The 18,081-nt window shown below is 51.1% G+C and carries 20 protein-coding genes and 1 other RNA gene; 7 read left to right on the forward strand and 14 right to left on the reverse strand.

Going from position 1 to position 18,081, the window contains the following annotated elements:
• Window positions 1–25: 25 nt before the first annotated feature.
• Genes mraY through mraZ form a run of 7 tightly spaced genes read right to left on the reverse strand, consistent with a single transcriptional unit; the run spans window position 26 to window position 7,475 of the window.
• On the reverse strand, window positions 26–1,108 hold the full coding sequence (gene mraY, locus CWI83_RS05780) for a phospho-N-acetylmuramoyl-pentapeptide-transferase (RefSeq protein WP_126827012.1): 1,083 nt from the start codon (window positions 1,106–1,108) through the stop codon (window positions 26–28).
• Window positions 1,102–2,544, reverse strand: coding sequence for a UDP-N-acetylmuramoyl-tripeptide--D-alanyl-D-alanine ligase (locus CWI83_RS05785; protein ID WP_126827015.1), 1,443 nt, complete (start codon window positions 2,542–2,544; stop codon window positions 1,102–1,104). The genes mraY and CWI83_RS05785 overlap by 7 nt, the downstream gene beginning before the upstream one ends.
• The gene (gene murE / locus CWI83_RS05790; RefSeq protein ID WP_241969880.1) at window positions 2,541–4,028 is read right to left on the reverse strand and encodes a UDP-N-acetylmuramoyl-L-alanyl-D-glutamate--2,6-diaminopimelate ligase; all 1,488 of its coding nucleotides are present in this window, start codon (window positions 4,026–4,028) and stop codon (window positions 2,541–2,543) included. Before murE ends, CWI83_RS05785 begins: the two co-directional genes overlap by 4 nt.
• Window positions 4,021–5,772, reverse strand: a complete 1,752-nt coding sequence (locus tag CWI83_RS05795) for a penicillin-binding transpeptidase domain-containing protein (RefSeq protein WP_126827020.1) — start codon at window positions 5,770–5,772, stop codon at window positions 4,021–4,023. Before CWI83_RS05795 ends, murE begins: the two co-directional genes overlap by 8 nt.
• Window positions 5,763–6,080, reverse strand: a complete 318-nt coding sequence (ftsL, locus tag CWI83_RS05800; protein ID WP_126827022.1) for a cell division protein FtsL — start codon at window positions 6,078–6,080, stop codon at window positions 5,763–5,765. Before ftsL ends, CWI83_RS05795 begins: the two co-directional genes overlap by 10 nt.
• On the reverse strand, window positions 6,070–7,020 hold the full coding sequence (gene rsmH / locus CWI83_RS05805; protein WP_198677258.1) for a 16S rRNA (cytosine(1402)-N(4))-methyltransferase RsmH: 951 nt from the start codon (window positions 7,018–7,020) through the stop codon (window positions 6,070–6,072). The genes ftsL and rsmH overlap by 11 nt, the downstream gene beginning before the upstream one ends.
• A complete protein-coding gene (mraZ, locus tag CWI83_RS05810) occupies window positions 7,017–7,475 on the reverse strand; it encodes a division/cell wall cluster transcriptional repressor MraZ (protein ID WP_126827027.1) in 459 nt (152 codons plus the stop codon). The genes rsmH and mraZ overlap by 4 nt, the downstream gene beginning before the upstream one ends.
• A gap of 266 nt (window positions 7,476–7,741) precedes the next feature.
• On the opposite strand from mraZ, the gene CWI83_RS10655 reads away from it, so the two are divergent.
• Genes CWI83_RS10655 through CWI83_RS05820 form a run of 3 tightly spaced genes read left to right on the forward strand, consistent with a single transcriptional unit; the run spans window position 7,742 to window position 9,462 of the window.
• Entirely contained in the window at window positions 7,742–8,020 is a 279-nt protein-coding gene (locus CWI83_RS10655; protein WP_241969881.1) for a hypothetical protein, read from the forward strand.
• Window positions 7,921–8,574 carry a CHASE domain-containing protein gene (locus tag CWI83_RS05815; protein WP_338053322.1) on the forward strand — a complete coding sequence of 218 codons (654 nt, stop codon included), beginning with the start codon at window positions 7,921–7,923 and terminating at the stop codon, window positions 8,572–8,574. The genes CWI83_RS10655 and CWI83_RS05815 overlap by 100 nt, the downstream gene beginning before the upstream one ends.
• Before the next feature lie 12 nt (window positions 8,575–8,586).
• Complete coding sequence (locus CWI83_RS05820) at window positions 8,587–9,462, forward strand: putative bifunctional diguanylate cyclase/phosphodiesterase (RefSeq protein ID WP_126827031.1); 876 nt, start codon at window positions 8,587–8,589, stop codon at window positions 9,460–9,462.
• Here the strand turns inward: CWI83_RS05820 and rnpB are convergent.
• An RNA gene (rnpB, locus tag CWI83_RS05825) (RNase P RNA component class A) lies at window positions 9,451–9,808 on the reverse strand. The two genes, CWI83_RS05820 and rnpB, sit on opposite strands and share 12 nt — an antisense overlap.
• A gap of 20 nt (window positions 9,809–9,828) precedes the next feature.
• Window positions 9,829–10,680: a 16S rRNA (cytidine(1402)-2'-O)-methyltransferase gene (gene rsmI, locus CWI83_RS05830; protein WP_126827034.1), complete on the reverse strand. Its 852-nt coding sequence runs from the start codon at window positions 10,678–10,680 to the stop codon at window positions 9,829–9,831.
• A 59-nt stretch (window positions 10,681–10,739) separates the two neighbouring features.
• Between rsmI and CWI83_RS05835 the strand changes: the two genes are divergently transcribed.
• From CWI83_RS05835 to dolP, 4 genes are read left to right on the forward strand one after another with little or no spacing between them, the layout of a single operon-like run.
• Window positions 10,740–12,719, forward strand: coding sequence for a penicillin-binding protein activator (locus CWI83_RS05835; protein ID WP_126827037.1), 1,980 nt, complete (start codon window positions 10,740–10,742; stop codon window positions 12,717–12,719).
• Entirely contained in the window at window positions 12,719–13,069 is a 351-nt protein-coding gene (locus CWI83_RS05840) for a YraN family protein (RefSeq protein WP_126827039.1), read from the forward strand. Before CWI83_RS05835 ends, CWI83_RS05840 begins: the two co-directional genes overlap by 1 nt.
• 8 nt (window positions 13,070–13,077) lie before the next feature.
• The gene (locus CWI83_RS05845) at window positions 13,078–13,650 is read left to right on the forward strand and encodes an SIS domain-containing protein (RefSeq protein WP_126827042.1); all 573 of its coding nucleotides are present in this window, start codon (window positions 13,078–13,080) and stop codon (window positions 13,648–13,650) included.
• The gene (gene dolP, locus CWI83_RS05850) at window positions 13,647–14,216 is read left to right on the forward strand and encodes a division/outer membrane stress-associated lipid-binding lipoprotein (RefSeq protein ID WP_126827044.1); all 570 of its coding nucleotides are present in this window, start codon (window positions 13,647–13,649) and stop codon (window positions 14,214–14,216) included. The genes CWI83_RS05845 and dolP overlap by 4 nt, the downstream gene beginning before the upstream one ends.
• 11 nt (window positions 14,217–14,227) lie before the next feature.
• Here the strand turns inward: dolP and CWI83_RS05855 are convergent, their stop codons facing one another.
• From CWI83_RS05855 to petA, 5 genes are read right to left on the reverse strand one after another with little or no spacing between them, the layout of a single operon-like run.
• Entirely contained in the window at window positions 14,228–14,641 is a 414-nt protein-coding gene (locus CWI83_RS05855) for a ClpXP protease specificity-enhancing factor (RefSeq protein WP_126827047.1), read from the reverse strand.
• Window positions 14,638–15,267 carry a stringent starvation protein SspA gene (gene sspA / locus CWI83_RS05860; protein ID WP_126827048.1) on the reverse strand — a complete coding sequence of 210 codons (630 nt, stop codon included), beginning with the start codon at window positions 15,265–15,267 and terminating at the stop codon, window positions 14,638–14,640. Before sspA ends, CWI83_RS05855 begins: the two co-directional genes overlap by 4 nt.
• A gap of 16 nt (window positions 15,268–15,283) precedes the next feature.
• The gene (locus CWI83_RS05865; RefSeq protein WP_126827051.1) at window positions 15,284–16,030 is read right to left on the reverse strand and encodes a cytochrome c1; all 747 of its coding nucleotides are present in this window, start codon (window positions 16,028–16,030) and stop codon (window positions 15,284–15,286) included.
• A complete protein-coding gene (locus tag CWI83_RS05870) occupies window positions 16,030–17,292 on the reverse strand; it encodes a cytochrome b (protein ID WP_126827054.1) in 1,263 nt (420 codons plus the stop codon). Before CWI83_RS05870 ends, CWI83_RS05865 begins: the two co-directional genes overlap by 1 nt.
• Complete coding sequence (gene petA / locus CWI83_RS05875) at window positions 17,292–17,882, reverse strand: ubiquinol-cytochrome c reductase iron-sulfur subunit (protein ID WP_126827056.1); 591 nt, start codon at window positions 17,880–17,882, stop codon at window positions 17,292–17,294. The genes CWI83_RS05870 and petA overlap by 1 nt, the downstream gene beginning before the upstream one ends.
• Window positions 17,883–18,081: the final 199 nt, after the last annotated feature.

The following is an 18,081-nucleotide window of genomic DNA, read 5'->3' on the forward strand; positions in this document are numbered from 1 at the left end:
TCGAGGCTTATTTATGGTGTCTTGTTTAACGCAGCTTCAAGGTCGCCAAACCAATCAGCACAAACACTAATGATAAAATCCAAAAGCGCACGATAACGCGTGGCTCTGGCCAACCTTTTAATTCGTAATGATGATGAATCGGAGCCATTCGGAACACGCGTTTACCGCGCAGCTTGTAAGAACCGACTTGCAACATCACCGAGACGGTCTCCATCACAAACACGCCGCCCATAATGAACAGCACAAATTCCTGGCGCACCAGCACCGCAATCATGCCCAACGCAGCTCCAAGGGCGAGCGAACCGACGTCGCCCATAAATACCAAGGCTGGGTAGGTATTGAACCAAAGGAAACCTAACCCCGCACCGCAAATCGCGGTACAGACAATGATCAACTCACCGGCTAAAGGCAGATGTGGAATATTCAGGTATTCGGCGAAATTGACGTTCCCCGCAGCGTACGCAAATACCCCGAGCGCTCCCGCCACCATAATGGTTGGCACAATCGCTAGCCCATCAAGGCCATCGGTTAAATTCACCGCATTGCTGGTACCGACCACGACAAAATAGGCCAGCACAATATAAAGCAGCCCAAGCTGCGGCATCACCTCTTTGAAAAACGGCACCAGCAGTTGGGTTTCAGCACCTACTGTGGCGCTAAAATAAAGGTACGTGGCGGCGGTTGCTGCAATCGCGGATTGCCAAAAATACTTCCACTTAGCGGGTAAGCCGCGCGAGTTTTTCTGCACCACTTTGCGATAGTCATCAACAAAGCCAACTAAGCCAAAGCCCAAGACGATTACCAACAACACTTGCACATAGCGGTTGGCGAGGTCAGCCCAGAGTAAAGTCGCGACCACAATTGAGGCGATAATCAGTAAGCCTCCCATGGTTGGGGTACCGGCTTTGCTTAGGTGTGATTGTGGGCCATCATCGCGCACCGCTTGACCAATTTGCAGGCGCTGTAAATACCGGATCAGCCAAGGTCCGAGCCAGAGCGAGATTAATAAAGCGGTCAGCACGCTCAAAATAGCGCGCATGGTTAAGTACGAGAAAACGTTAAAAATGCTCGCGTATTGCGTCAGGTATTCTGCTAACCACACTAACATGCGTGTTGTCCTTCTGAATCAATTCGGGGTTGCAGTTCTGCTTGGCGCACCTCGAGTGCTTGAATCACTCGTTCCATGTGGGCGCTACGCGATCCTTTCGCTAAAATTGTAACCGGAGCTGGGGCTTGCTGAACCGTTGCGATAATGGCTCCGATTAGGCCCTCAAAATCAGAGAAGTGGCGGCCTCCACGACCATTAAAAACTTCACTTGCGCTCTGGCTCAACACGCCAAGGGTAAATAAATTATTAATGCCAACTTTGATCGCGTACGCACCAATTTCTTCATGGTACTGACGCGCTTGCGCGCCAAGCTCACCCATATCACCTAGGGCCATGATGGTATAACCGGGATATGCGCCAAGCATATCGAGTGCAGCTTTGACCGAGCCAACATTCGCGTTATAGGTGTCATCGATGAGTTGTAAGTGCTCACTTACTTGGACCACATTTAGGCGTCCAGCAACCGGTTCGAGTTGCGCCAAGGCCGTGACTGCCTGTTGCAGCGGACAGCCTACCGCAACCGCCGCGGTCAGTGCCACCACGGCATTGTCAACGTTATGTAAACCCGGCAAATTCAACTTCACGCGGGTCGGCTCAGCTGCAAACCGAGCGGCCAAATGTAGGGTAAACTCGGCACAGCCGCGGCTATCAATGGTGATGTCATCAGCATAACAATCTGCCTGTGCATAGCCATTTTGCAGTTGCCCAAAGCTGAGATGGTTGCGGCTGTTGAGCTGTTGCTGCCAGCACTCGGCAAATTCAGAGTTTTGTGGAGTGAGCGCGAGGCCATCGGCAGCGAGCGCTCTAAAAATTTCGCTTTTGGCACGAAACACGCCATGAATCGAGCCAAATCCTTCTACATGAGCCGGTGCGACGTTATTAATAATGGCCACATCAGGCTCGGTTAAGCGGGTGGTATAAGCAATTTCGCCCAAGTGGTTCGCGCCCAGCTCAACCACAGCATAGCGATCGGCTTGAGTAAGTCGTAATAGCGTTAACGGTACGCCGATATCATTATTGAAATTACCAGCGGTAGCGAGGACTTGCCCTTGGCTATTGAGAATCTTGGCCAGCATCTCTTTGACCGTGGTTTTGCCGCTACTGCCGGTAATCGCAATCACGGTTGGGTTCACTTCTTTACGCACCGCATGGGCGAGCTGGCCGAGCGCATAGCGGGTATCTGCCACTACAATTTGCGAGATCGCACCGGCTTGCTCTGCGCTAAGCGACTGTTGCACCATCAATGCAGCGGCACCTGAGGCAATTGCATCAGCAAGAAATGCATGGGCATCGTAGCGGTCACCTTTTAGCGCGACAAATAGACTCGCAGGCGGTAAGTTTCGGGTATCGGTGGAGACCACCTCGATACTTTGGTCGGCGCCAAGAAGTTGCCCTTCGACTTGTGCTGCAATCCAACTGAGGCTGACTTTAATCATAAGTCGACCTCCAGAGTCTGATTGTTGAGCAAGGCTTGCACTTCGGCGCGCTCATCATAAGGCAAGCGCTGTTGACCGATGACTTGATAATTCTCGTGGCCTTTACCCGCCAAGATAATCACATCGTCACTGGCAGCTTGTTGCAGGGCCTTTTGCAGCGCTTCGCGCCGGCCAAATTGAACGTCAACATGGCGTCGATTTGGCATCCCAGTGAGGATGTCATTGACAATATGTGCGGGTTCTTCGGTGCGTGGGTTATCGTCAGTTACGATCACGCGATCCGCTAATTCGGCTGCGACACGTCCCATTTGTGGACGTTTCCCGCGATCACGGTCGCCGCCGCAACCAAATACGACCCATAGCTGGCCTTTGCAGTGTTTCCGCGTCGCCGTCAACACTTGTTGGAGGGCATCTGGGGTGTGCGCATAATCCACAATCACTACTGGTTTTCCTGCGGCGCTAAAGGCTTCCATTCGTCCTGGGATCGGCTCAAGCTGGCGAATAGCAGCAACAATATCTGCACTTGGATAAGCTAGGCTTAAGAGTGCGGTCACCGCTGCCAACACGTTATACACGTTAAAGCTGCCAAGCAAAGGCGAGCACACCGAATGCCGTTCAACTTGATCTGCAGCAATACGAATACACAAGGTAAATTGAGTTTGCTGGGCGCTGTACTGCACCTCTTCGGCCCACACACTGTGCTGCGCAGTTTGCGCCCGCAGGCTATAGCGCCAGCTATCCGAGCGATCTGGCAACCACGCGGCTAACGCTGAATCATCGCAGTTGACCACGCTTTGAGCACTATCTAATTCGGTAAACAAGCGCCGTTTTGCGCCGGTGTAATTGACCATAGTACCGTGATAGTCAAGGTGATCACGGCTGATATTGGTGGCCACTGCAGCAGCGAAGGTCACCGCCTCAACACGCCGTTGTACGAGGGCATGGGACGAGACTTCCATCGCCACTACGGTTGCGCCCTCGGCTTTTAAGCTGGCTAGACGTTGTTGGACCGCAAGTGGATCAGGAGTGGTGTGGGTCTCAGCACTCAAGCGACCTGGAAAGCCACTGCCGGTGGTTCCGATCACAGCCGCTTGCTCACCCAGCTGATTCAACAGCTGAGCAAGAATGTAGGTTACCGAGGTTTTACCATTGGTCCCCGTTACTCCAATCACTTTAAGTTGCTGCGATGGGTGTTGATAGAAGCGACCAGCGATTGCAGAGAGCTGGTTCTTCAAGTCCGGGACTTCAATCACATAGCCGTTCCCACGTGCTTCAATCCCAACGCAATCGGACTCAGCCAATACCACACTGGCACCTTGCACTAGAGCTTGCTCAATAAAGTCGCGCCCATCGACCTGATAACCGGGCACCGCAACGAAGCAATCGCCACCAGCCACTTGGCGGCTATCAAGTTTTAAGCCACTGACATCAAGCGGTGGCAGCGGCAATGGGTAGTAACCGAGTAACTGTTGCAAACTAATCACTTGGACCTCCAAAGCCCGCAACGCGAAGCTGGGTATCCTCAAAGTTATCTGGCGCAACATTCATAATGCGCAGTGCATCTCCAACAATTTCTGCAAACACGGGGGCTGATACATCGCCACCATAATATTCATCGCCGCTCGGCTCGTTGATCGTCACCACCACCGCAATTTTCGGGTTACTGACCGGCGCAACACCGGCAAACAAGGTGACATATTCATCGCCGTATCCACCGGCGACCGCTTTGCGTGAAGTACCGGTTTTACCCGCCACGCGATAACCTTTGACCCGAGCCTTATCGGCGCTACCGACGCGCACCACGTTCTCTAACATGGCCAGCAAGGCTTCCGCATTTTCCTGTTTGAACACGCGCTCACCCGCTGGAATACCCTCGCGCCGCTGAATGGTTAACGGCCGCTTCACCCCACCAGCACCGATAATGGCGTAAGCTTGCGCCAATTGCAGCGTGGTTACTGATAAGCCATAACCAAAACTCATGGTGGCGATTTCAAAGTCCGACCAACGGCGGCGATTTGACAACATGCCAAAACTTTCACCTAAAATATTCGCCTCGGTGTCGTTACCGAAACCAACCGCGGAATAAACATCCATCAATTTGTCGATACCCACCGCCAACGCAATTTTGGCCGAGCCCATATTGCTCGAGTGCTCAAGGATTTCGCTGATGCTTAATTCACCGCGATTTTTCGGGTCGCTAACCCGCCGTCCACCGAGCCGCATCCAGCCCGGACTGGTATCAATCGCATCATCCGGTTTGATGAGGCCCGCCTCTAACCCAGCAAGTACTGCCAGCGGCTTCATGGTTGAACCTGGTTCATAAGCATCGGTGATGGCGCGGTTACGTAATTTGTGCGGCTGTAAGTCGGCACGATTATTAGGGTTGTAGGACGGGCTGTTGACCATCGCCAAAATTTCGCCAGTTTCAATGTCAACAATCACTGCTGAGCCAGAAGTCGCCTGATGATAGCGCACGGCTTTTTTGACTTCGGCATAAGCAAGGGATTGTAACCGCTGGTCGATACTCAGGGTCAGTTGCTGTGGTTGTTGTGCTTCTTCTTCATGCAAAACTTCAACAACCCGTCCTTGCGCATCCTTGCGATAAACTCGTTCACCGGGGACTCCGGTGAGAACCTGATCATAAAGAGCTTCAAGCCCTTCGATACCGCGCCCATCAATATCGGTAAAACCGACCACATGCGCGGCAATTTCGCCGACGGGATAAAACCGCCGCGACTCTTGTTTTAAATAGACGCCGGGAATATCAAGCTGACGGACAAACTCGGCGACCGCAGGCGTCACTTTGCGTTCTATGTAAACAAAGCGGCGCTCAGGGTCTTTGACCTTGTTAATGAGAGCATCGACGTCGGTGCGGAACACTTCTGCCAGTGCCAACCAACGCTCTGCATCAGCGAGGCCATTACCCTCGTGGACGCGTTTGGGATCCGCCCACACCGTTTGTACCGGCACACTCACAGCCAGCTCACGACCGTAACGGTCGGTAATAGTGCCACGTTGAACATCTGTTGCTGCGGCACGCAATGAGCGCCGATCGCCCTCATAAATCAGTCGTTCTGGTTCAATCACCTGAATATAGGCTACCCGCACTGTCAGCGACCCCAACACTAACAGCAGCACACTCAAGGCAAAGTAAAAACGCCCTTGGCCTAAATGCGGCGCAGACTTTTTCACGCGTTTCACTGAACTTGCAGGACGTTTTAATGCCATGGCACCAAGACCTCCTGTTCACCTTCCGGCCGCACCATATCAAGGCGTTGCTCGGCGATTCGTTCAACCCGACTATGTTCCGTGAGGGCGGTTTGTTCAATTTGCAGGTGGCGCCACTCAATATCGAGTTGGTCACGCTCCGACAATAAGCGATCGCGCTCTGCAATCAATAAACGATGGCTATGAGAGACATAAATGATGCTGAGCGCCGATAAAATCAGTGTGGTAAATAAGACCACCAACAACAAATGCCGACGCATGTCGGTCCAGATGACGGTCACTAGGCTTGGCACGCGACTAGCTTTCATAAGCTAACCTCTCTGCCACCCGCAACACCGAACTCCGGGCGCGGGGGTTGGCCTTAATTTCGGTGCTACTGGGCTTTTGTGCTTTGCCGATCTTACGCAAGCTCAAATTCGATTGAATCTGATCATCACGCAGCGGTATACCAGCCGGCAGTTTTGCTGGCGTGCTCGCGGCACGGATAAAGCGTTTCACCAGCCGATCTTCGAGACTGTGAAAACTGATCACCACTAAGCGTCCACCGACTTTCAAACCGGTTAAGGCCGCTTTGAGTGCTTGCGTGATCTCATCTAATTCGCGGTTCACATACATCCGAATCGCCTGAAAACTACGCGTGGCAGGATGCTTATGTTTATCTTTAAACGGCACCGCTGCGGCAATGGTCTCAGCAAGCTCGCGGGTGGTTTGATAAGGCTGCTGCTGACGTTGCGCAACAATCGCTTGAGCAATCCGCCAAGCGAAGCGCTCCTCACCGTAATCGCGCAGCACTTGCGCGATGTGTTCCGCATCGGCGTGATTGACAAAATCAGCGGCGGTCTCACCTTGTGTCGTGTCCATACGCATATCAAGCGGGCCTTCGCGCATAAAGCTAAAGCCGCGTTCAGCATCATCAAGTTGTGGGGATGAGACGCCGAGATCAAATAGAATACCGTCCAATTGCTGGTGTAAGTGGAGATCAGTCAACACTTGAGCAAGTGCTGAGAAAGGGGTGTGGATGATTTGAAAGCGTGAATCGTCGGCAAACTCAGTGGCTGCAGCGATCGCGGTGGGGTCACGATCGAGGGCGATGAGGCGGCCGTTGTTATTTAATTGGGATAAAATTGCGCGCGAATGCCCCCCTCTACCAAAGGTAGCATCGAGATAAATTCCGTCCGGCTTTATCGCTAACGCATCGATTGACTCATGCAGTAGCACCGAGACATGTTGTGGCGCTTTTGTCATTATAATGAGAAGTCTTGTAATCGTTCACTAAGTGCAATGTCGCCCTGTTGTTCTGCTTCCATATCCGCAGTCACTTGGTGCTGCCAAGTGGCCTCAGACCATAGCTCAAACTTGTTCAACTGCCCGACTAACATGATTTTTTTATCAAGATCGGCGTGTTGACGGAGCGTAGACGCAATTAAAATGCGTCCTGCCTTATCCATCTGGCAGTCTTCGGCGTGACCAAGAAGTAAGCGTTGTAGGCGACGCTCTACGGGGTTCATACTGGAAAGAGTGGTTAGCTTTTGTTCGATGATTTGCCACTCAGGCAACGGATACAGCAATAAACACGGTTGCTTGATGTCAATGGTACAAACCATTTGGCCTTCACAGTCCAACAGCAGGCTCTTACGATACTTAGTTGGTATCGCAAGACGACCTTTGTCATCTAGATTTAATGCTGCTGCACCACGAAACATAGTTATTGATCCACTATTACCCACAAATCCCCACAATGTGACAGTCTAGGTGGCGATCTTTCCCACTGTCAAGTAAAAAAGCAGTGTTTGCGGCAGTTAACGGCTCTTGACCTTGCCTTTAATACCGATATTGATAGGACTATTTGCATAGTCATACGTAAACCATTAGCTTGGAGCTTTGTGTGCCAACACCTCTACTCAATCTGCGTCAGCAGCCGTAACAGGTTCAATCGCCTCGGCGTTTCGTCAAGCAGTTCCTGATCATCTTGAGTATCGCTGGGATATGCTTATTTGGATTAGCGACCAGTATTGACTATCAACGCCAGCAAACGTTGGCTGAAGCCAAACAACTCGCCTCTGAGCAACTATCACTGGTACGGGCGCGACTCGAGCGACGTATCCAAGCCAATATTCTGGTCCTCAAAGCATTGCGCGCCGAAATAGGATTCAAAAACCAGCTCGACCCGCAACGCTTGACGCGGATGATGGCGAGTTTCTGGTTTCTGATCTCGACATTACCCACATTGCTATCGCACCGGATTTAAAAATCGCTTATGTCTATCCCGAGCATGGCAATATCGATGCGCTTGGGCTTGACTATCGAACGGTCCCGAGCCAATTCAGTTCAGTGCAAGCCGCACTTAACAGTGGCACTATTGTCGTGACAGGTCCGGTTGACTTAGTCCAAGGTGGACAAGGCATTATTGCGCGGATGCCAATTTTCAACGAGGATGGCAGCGACTGGGGCGTGGTGTCGCTCGTTATCGACCCAGACTCGCTGTTTGCCGGCATCGACTTTAATCAAGATCCGAATTATCATTTCGCGTTCCGCCGCAGTTCAGATGAATTCTTGATTAGAGGCGCTGCCGAGGTTTTTCAAGCCGACGCATTAGTGACTTCAATTGGCGCGCCAACAGAGTCCTGGCAACTGGCCTCGTATCCGCGTGATCATGCTTGGCTCAGCAGTCCCCAACCTTTCCTTTATCAATGGTTGGTAGGAATCGTAATTATCAGTAGCCTCCTCAATACCATTGTTCTGCGAGGTAAGAGCCAAGTTAATATTACTGCAACAGTTGGGATCACCCTTTACCGGCAATAAAAAGATGAGCAAGTGTTGTTGCGGGAGGCCGAAATTGCTCTTTATCAGGCCAAACGACGTGGCTCACTCACCGTAAGTGTGTTCGATGAAATAATGCGCAAATACTCTGAACAACACATTATTCTGCATCATGAAATGCTAGAAGGATTGAAGAATGGCCAGTTCTCTGTGCATTACCAACCGGTGTTAGATACTGAGAGCCAGCAATTTAGCCATTGTGAGGCGTTAATTCGTTGGTACCATCCTGAGCGGAAATGGGTTACCGCGCGCGAATTTATCAGTATTGCGGAACAAACTGGCGCAATCGTCGAAATCGGTCAGTTTGTGTTCGAACAAGTCCTCCGTGACTGGGCAATTTTGCAGCAAGCTGGGTTCGAATTGAATATTGCGATAAACCGCTCTGTCCGTGAATTTGTTGATCGGGATGTTGCGGCAAACTGGCTCGCTAAGCTTGATAATGCGCATATGCCACATCACGCCCGCATTATTGAAATCACTGAATCCATGCTAATGGATCGTAATAAGCGGCAAGTACAACATCTCGAAATGCTCCGTAAAAACGGGATAAAAATTGCGATAGATGATTTTGGTACCGGCTACTCAAGCTTACCCTATCTGCGTAAGTATCCAGTTGATATCATTAAAATCGACCGCAGCTTCCTTACCAATGTTTCTATTGATGATACTCAGACGGCTTTGGTCAATGGCTTTTTAGATATCGCTCGTTCGCTTGGTTTAACGGTTATCGCCGAAGGGCTCGAAACCGCCGCTCAAGCTGATTATCTGGCTGCCAAAGGCTGTCATTATCAGCAAGGATTTTTGTACGCTCGGCCGATGCCACTGAGTGACCTGCTTGAGTTTTTGCGCGGTGAAGAAAAGGGAAGCTAGCCGATAAGCCGGGTTCTGTCGTGGACAATCATTCGTCTAGCCGTTAAGTCACCCTAACGGTCAAGCAGTCTACCCGGGTTCAACGCGGGCCGCGCCAATGAACCCCTATTTGACCTTGCTCCGAGTGGAGTTTACCGTGCCACAAACTGTTACCAGTTGCGCGGTGCGCTCTTACCGCACCCTTTCACCCTTACCTGATCCTGTCTAAACAGGCCATCGGCGGTATGCTCTCTGTTGCACTAGTCGTCGACTTTCGTCGCCCAGGTGTTACCTGGCACCCTGCCCTTTGGAGCCCGGACTTTCCTCCCCTTATCTTGCGATAAGCAGCGATTGTCTGGCTAGCTTCCGGCGGGCATTCTACGCTGGTTATTGCTCAAGTGCTAGCTGATATAGTTGGTTTTTCCGTAAACCATGAATTTCAGCAGCTAAGGCGCAAGCTTTTTTCAATGGCAGTTCTGCCCGCAACAGCTGGACCGTTTGTAGCGCTTGGTTTAACTCTTGCTCCGCATTCGTTTGCGCTTGCGCACCCGCCACCACGATCACCATTTCACCACGCTGCTGATTCGGGTCCGCAGCAAGTTTTGCCGCAACCTCAGCAACACTGCCCACCAAAAAAGTTTCGTATTGTTTGGTTAATTCACGTGCCAACACCACGTGTCGCTCAGCCCCGAAACATTGACCAAGGTCGGCCAGCGTCGCCACGATTCGGTGCGGCGATTCATAAAAGACTAGAGTCCGTGGCTCGACTTTAAGCGCGTTCAAAGCATTGCGCCGTTGCTGCGGTTTAGCAGGCAAAAAGCCTTCAAAGCAAAAGCGATCCGTTGGTAAGCCCGCAGCAGATAACGCCGTAATCAAGGCGCAGGCGCCCGGTAGCGGCACCACTCGAATCCCAGCTTCGCGACACGCTTGCACAATCACATAACCCGGATCGCTAATCAGTGGCGTGCCCGCATCACTTACTAGGGCAATCGACTGCCCTTCTTGTAGCTTGCTAATTAAGGTCGCAGCGCGCTGTCGCTCATTATGCTCATGTAAGGCAAACATGGGTTTATGGAGCGCAAAATGCTGCAGTAATTGTCCGCTATGACGGGTATCTTCGGCCGCGATCAGATCAACCTCTGCGAGCACTTGCAGAGCACGCTCGCTCATATCGGCCAAGTTCCCAATGGGGGTTGGCACAATGTATAGACATCCTACTGCGGAAGGATTTTCATGCATGTTAAAGCCTCGTAAAGTCACCTTGTTACATTGTGTCTCAGCGATGCTGCGTTTATAGTATGGCGTATTCATTGCAATCGTTGGTGACGTGTCTCTTGCAACATACTCTGCTTCAGCGACTCAGCCCAAGCTCGCATCGGCTCACTCGGCAGCATACTCGGCAGGCCGTTCGGCATAGTGTGCCAAATTTTGGCGCAAAATACTTGTTTGTGCGCTTGTTGGCGATGGCTTTTTGCATGAGCCTGCTCAACGGTTGTGCACAAACTTCCGCTAACCGCGACGGCGCCGCAAATAAGAGCATGAGTCCCGAGGTGGAGCGCCAAGTCACCACCCCAACGGAACAAACCCAACGCAATGCGGCCAGTTGGCTCGCGCTTGCTGAACAACAAAGCGGCACCGCACAAGTCTCAGCACTGTTAAACGCAGCCCAGCAACTGCAATTTGACGGCGCATGGCAACAGGCTGCTGCGGTGTTGGCGCAGCTTGATCGTTATTTTCCAACGACTCAGTTAGACCAACAACAAAGCTTTAAGCGTGGTCTATTACATGCGGCATTTGCCGTTGAGCAAAAAAATTGGCAGGCGGCACAAGCCCAGCTCGACGAGTTGGCGCCAATTTACCCACGGGTAGCGAACCAAACAAGTCTCTCTCTGACCTATCGGCAGTTGCAACAAGTGCTCGCAGTGGCACAAGAAGATTGGCCCCTCGCCCTGCAATTGCAACTTGAATTTATAGCCCAAGAGCAACCGCTGCGCTTCGATACCTGGACCTTATTAACAGCTGATACTGTGTCGCCGTCACTGCGCAGTGATGACTTGGTCGGGACTGGCTGGCTAGCACTTCGGCGTATCCTTGATGATGTGGTGAGTGCGAAATTAACCGCGGCTCAAGGATTAGCTCAGTGGCAGAAAAACTATCCCGAGCATCCCGCCACAGAAATCGCTGCCGACGTTCTTGCAGCACCCGCACCGGTGCAACGAGTCCTGGCCTTGTTACCCTTAACGGGTGCATTTGCGGCACAAGGACAAGCAGTCCGCGATGGTATGGTGCTGGCGCTCGCAAAACGTCCTGATATCGATGTTGAGTTTGTCGATACCGCCACCTTTGATTTTAACGCGTTACCGGAACGGCTCCAGCAAACTCAGGCGGATACGCTCGTAGGACCGCTCCTTAAAGCTCATATCGACAAGGTGCCGATGGCGCTGTTGCCGGAGCAGGTCAATTGGGTGATGTTGAACACGCCTAACAACGGCCTCGGCGCGACCCATGCCGGTGCAACGGTCAGCTATGCACTGGATAGCGAGACAGAAATACGCCAAGCCGCGCAACTATTTGCTCAACGTGGTTATCGCTCGGTCTTAGTGCTGGCTCCAAATACGGCTCGCGGGCAACAACTAGAACAGGTCTTTGAGCAAAGCCTGATGGCTGCCACTGACGGTGCGGGACGAGTTTTCTTCGGCCGTTATCAAGATGCCGACGAGATGAAAACTGCGGTACAAGACCAACTGGCAGTGAGCGCAAGTGACGCCCGAATTTGGCAGATAAAAATTGCGGCCGGGAAAATCATCGTCGAAGCGGAAGCACGAAGCCGTGATGATATTGAGGCGATTTACTTAGTTGGGGGGATTGAACAAACGAGGTTATTAAAGCCCTTTATCGACGTGACGATTTCACCCTTTCGTCAGCCCATTCCGGTCTACGCAAATTCAACCAGTCATATCTTACGCAGTGAACTGAGCGAGAATGATCTCGACCAAGTGCACTTTAGCGATGCCCCTTGGTTACTCCCCAATCATCCGCAAAGCAAAGCACTGCAGCAATTGCTGCAGCTGCGACCCCAGTGGGATTATGACCTGACGCGTTTGGCAGCCTTTGGTCATGACAGTATTTATATTGCGCTACAGCAATATTGGCTCGATCGTACTCCGGGACTCCGATTAAACGGTCTAACTGGCGCTTTACAGATACGCAACGGCCGCATTCAACGCACCTTAAGTTGGGCACGCTATGCTGGGCAGCGCGTGGTTCCACTGCGCTAATGTCACGAGTAGCGACGGGTTCCGCGGCTGAACAAACTGCGCTAGACTTTTTACTTGAACAGGGATTGGATTTAGTTGCTCGCAATTTTAAATGTGATGTGGGCGAAATTGATTTAATCATGCGCGATGACGAAGGCTTGATCTTCGTTGAGGTGAAATACCGAAGTGACGATGATTTTGCTGATGTCCTGGAACAAATCAGGCCACAGCAATGTCAACGTATTCGTCGCGCCGCACAGTTTTTCTTGTTACAGCAACAACTCGATGAGGCGACTACCGCAATGCGCTTTGATGTGATTGCATTAGTCGCTAACCGAATTCGGCCGCAATGGCTTATTGATGCGTTTTGAGGATAGTCATGCATGATGCAATAAAACGTTTATTTACCGAAGGCATTCAAACCCAGATCGCGGCAGCGGATCTGTTGCAGGAGCCTTTAGTGCGCGCAGCCGAGTTATTGGTCCAGTCGTTGCTACAAAATCAGCGCGTTTATTGTTGCGGTGAAGCCACGGCCCATGCCACAGCGCGCCAATTTACCCACATGATGCTGACTGGTTTGAATTTCGAACGACCGCCGTTTCCTGTTTCGGCGTTGCATGCAGATTTTGGTGCAACCGACCATCACTCGATATTTGCTCAGCAAATCAGTGCCATTGGGCAAAGTGGCGATGTGCTGTTAGTGTTGAGTGCCAGTGAACAATCACCGCGGCTAACCCGTGCGATGGAGGCGGCGCTGGCGCGTGATATGTTGATTATTGCCGTAACAGGCGACCATGATCAGGACGTAGCCGGTTTTCTTGGTCCGGATGATGTCGAAATTCGCATCCCATCAACTAATCTAGCGCGCGTAAGTGAGCATCTACTGCAAAGCGTGAATATGCTCTGCAGCTTAGTTGAGACAGCTATTTTTCCGCAGGAGGGAGATGAATGAAAAAGCGATTTTTAGTGCCACTCGTAGCAACCCTCACACTTAGTTTATCAGGCTGTGCAACGGTGCTGGTTGGTGCAACCGCGGCAGGCATCGCCTCTGCTAATGACTCGCGTACAGTGGGTGCTCAAGTCGATGACCAAGCCATCGAAATCAAAGCGGTCGCTACCTTGAACGATGATACGCGCCTAAAAGCAGCACGGATCCAAGTCGTTAGCTTTAATCGCACTGTGCTGTTAATGGGACAAGTTGAGCATGAGCGCTTGCGCAGTTATGCGGCTGAGCAAATTCGGCAAGTCGACGGCGTCGTTCGGGTGCACAATGAAATCCGCGTCGGCGAAGTCATTGGGCTTGGCCAAATCAGCAAAGACAGTTGGATTACCAGTAAAGTGAAAACTCAGTTATTGGCCAGCGAAAATGTTGAAGGCAGTCGGATCAAGGTCGTCACTGAGAATGGCGAAGTATTTCTGCTCGGTCTTATCAGTGCAGATGATGCTGAGACTGCGGTCGAAATTGCGCGTAATGTAAATGGTGTCACGCGCGTTATTGACGCCTTTGAGGTGCGTTAAGCGCACCTCGATCACTTGATCCGTTTCAGGTGACTCGCTTTAGGCTTGGCTTGCGGCTCGTCCCTCGGTTCAGGGCTAGGTGTTGAGGTCCACGCACTAAAGTCTTCGTCTTCAAAGATAGTGCCAGCGCCATTTTCACGCGCATAGAGGGCAACTGCAGCAGCCATAGGTACCCAAACCCGCTGCGACTGGCCGGCAAACCGAGCACTAAAATGAATCGCATCATCATTTAGTTGTAAACTCGCCGCAGCAGCTGGAGCAATATTGAGGATGATCTGACCATCTTGAATGAACTGCTCCGGAACTTCACAGCCCGCTACTTCAGTATTCACGACCAAGTGCGGTGTCAACTGATTATCTAGCATCCATTGGTAAAGCGCCCGTAACAAGTACGGGCGCTTTGGGGTCAGCTTTAGCTCGCTCATTTACCGATCTCGCGCTCAACTTCGGTGAGCGACTGTTGGAACGATTCTCGCTCGAATACGCGCACCATATAGTTCTTAACTGCTTTCGCACCGCTGCCATCAAGCTCGATGCCGTAGAGCGGTAAACGCCACAACAATGGCGCAAGGTAGCAATCGATAAGACTAAATTCTTCACTCATGAAGAACGGCGTATCATCGAATAGTGGCGCTAATGACAAAATGCTCTCACGCAATTCTTGCCGCGCTGCATCCGCCTTTTTGCCACCATTGATAATAGTTTCAGCGAGTGAATACCAATCCCGCTCGATGCGATACATCATTAGGCGGCTGGTACCACGCGATACCGGATAAACCGGCATCAATGGCGGATGCGGGAAACGCTCATCAAGGTATTCCATGATGATGTGGGCGCTATATAACACCAACTCACGGTCAACCAAGGTAGGCAAGGCATCAGGATAAGGGTTTAACTGTAACAAATCCTCTGGGAACTGACCGGGCTCAACAAAGTTGATTTCCACGCCAACCCCTTTTTCTGCGAGGACGATACGCACCTGATGGCTCTGCAAGTCATTTTTACCTGCATAGAGCGTCATTACTGAACGTTTATTGGCCGCAACCGACATTCACTTCTCCATTTACTTATTTAAGGTCTCGGAAGAATTCACGTTTGAGCAAGTAAGCTAAAATTGTGAAGACTAACAAGAAACCGAATACATACCAGCCAAGACGACGCTGTTCCAACATCATAGGTTCACCGGTGTAAACCAAGAAGTTGGTCAAGTCCAAGATGGCTTGGTCATATTCCTCAGCGGTAAGCATGCCGGAGCCGTCAGCTTTAAGACCAACATAAACATCCTTCATCTCACCATCAATCATACGCTGCTCGTAAGTTTTGCGCGGAACCCCTTGCAACTCTTCCAAAACGTGCGGCATACCAACGTTCGGGAAAACCGTGTTGTTAACGCCGAATGGACGAGCTGGGTCAGCATAGAAGCTGCGCATATAGGTGTAAATCCAATCCGCACCGCGCACCCGCGATACCAAGGTAAGATCCGGTGGATTCACACCAAACCATTCGCCTGATTGCTTCGCCGGCATCGCGTTGGTGATCAAATCACCTACTTTTTCGCCGGTAAACTGCAAGTTTTCCATGCCCAGATCTTCTGGAATCTCAAGATCACGGAACGTGCGGTTGTAGCGCTGATACTGCATTGAGTGACAACCCAAGCAGTAGTTCATGAACAATTGCGCACCACGTTGCAGCGACGCTTTGTCGTGTAAATCAATATTGGCCTTGTCCAGCGGAACGGTTGGGCCAGCCGCTAAAATAGCGGCCGACCAAAGTGATGTCGCTGCGATAAGGCAGGTTTTTAGAATAGTTTTCATCACTTGGTAATCCTCTCTGGCACAGGTTTTGTATTCTCATTCTTACTGTAGAACCAGAGGAACACGAAGAATGCGAAGTACAAGAACGTAAACACTCGAGCAAAGAAGGTGTAGACCTCAGTTGCCGGTTTTAAGCCCAAATAGCCCAGCACAATAAAGCTGATTGCAAACACGGTTAAGTTGATTTTGTGGAAGGTCGAACGATAACGAATCGAACGAACTTTACCGCGGTCAATCCATGGCAATGCGAACAAGAAAGCGATTGCACCGAACATCAGGATAACCCCCATCAACTTATCAGGTACCGCACGCAAAATCGCGTAGAACGGCGTGAAGTACCAAACTGGAGCAATGTGTTCAGGTGTTTTCAAGGCGTTTGCCGGCTCAAAGTTTGGTGGCTCAAGGAACAAGCCGCCCATTGCTGGAGCGAAGAAAATCACATAGCAGAACAAGAACAAGAAGATACCGATACCGACTAAATCTTTAACGATAAAGTACGGGAAGAACGGCACTGAGTCGACGATGTCGTACTTCTTAGTGAAGCGCTCGTGGAATTTGAACTTCGGCTTCTCTTCTTCAGGCACTGAACCTTTTGGTTTCTTGGTTGGAATACCTTCTGGGTTATTCGAGCCCACTTCATGCAAAGCAATGATGTGGAGGAACACCAAGATCACCAAGACTAATGGTAAGGCAATCACGTGCAAGGCAAAGAAACGGTTCAAGGTTGCCCCTGAAATAACATAGTCACCGCGGATCCATAGGGTAAGGTCATCACCGATATACGGAATTGCGCCGAACAAGGAAATAATAACCTGCGCACCCCAGTACGACATTTGCCCCCAAGGCAGCAAATAGCCCATGAACGCTTCGGCCATCAATACCAGGAAGATCAGCATACCGAATACCCACAGTAGCTCCCGTGGCTTCTGATATGAGCCATAAAGCATACCGCGGAACATGTGTAAGTAGACCACCACGAAAAACGCTGAGGCACCGGTTGAGTGCATATAACGCAGAATCCAACCGCCCTCGATATCACGCATGATGTATTCAACTGAGGCAAAAGCGCCTTCAGCTGAAGGAACGTAGTTCATGGTCAACCAGATACCGGTAACAATTTGGTTCACCAGTACTAAGGTCGCAAGCACACCGAACAAGTACCAAAAGTTAAGATTCTTTGGCGCTGGGTATTGCGCTAAGTGAATGTTCCACGTTTTGGTTAATGGGATGCGCTCGTCAAACCAAGCAATGAGTTTATTCATTATGCTTGCTCCCCGTCTTCACCAATCAAAATGGTCGTGTCGTTCACATAGTAGTGCGGAGGCACGACTAGGTTATATGGCGCCGGTACCCCTGAGAATACACGCCCAGCGATATCAAACTTGGAGCCGTGGCACGGACAGAAGAAGCCCGCTGCAATGCCTTCGACTTGCTCACCGAAATCAGTTTCTAAATACTGTGGTGAACAGCCAAGGTGGGTACAAATTCCAACCGCGACAAAGTATTCGTCTTTGATCGCTCGACCTAAGTTGGTCGCATAGGCCGGCTGTTGCGGCTCTTCTGAATGCGGGTCACGCAACTGATCTGCCAGTCCCTCAAGGGTCGCTAGCATTTCTGGCGTGCGTCGCACAACCCATACCGGTTGGCCCCGCCACTCTTGGCGAACCAGTTGACCTGGTTCCATTTTCCCAATGTTCACTTCCACCGGGGCCCCTGCGTTTTTGGCTTTTTCACTCGGGTTCCACGACGTAATGAAAGGAACGGCAACTCCGACCGCGCCCGCTGCTCCCACAACCGAAGTTGCGACAGTCAGAAAACGACGACGGCCTTTATCTACAGGCGCATTGCTCATCCACTTACTCTCCAGTTTGGACGCTTCACAGAACATTGCTGTGAAGTCAGTAATTAGCTGCTGCAAGGTTCGTGGAGAGAATGCCCCACGAACGGCAAAAAAATGCTCTCAGATGATAAAGAAATGGCCCGATTTTTACAAGGATAAAGACAAAAAACCCGGCACAAGGCCGGGTTTTTTTCGTAAACAGTCGATGACT

Source organism: Pseudidiomarina taiwanensis (genome assembly GCF_003987435.1).
GTDB classification, from domain to species: domain Bacteria; phylum Pseudomonadota; class Gammaproteobacteria; order Enterobacterales; family Alteromonadaceae; genus Pseudidiomarina; species Pseudidiomarina taiwanensis.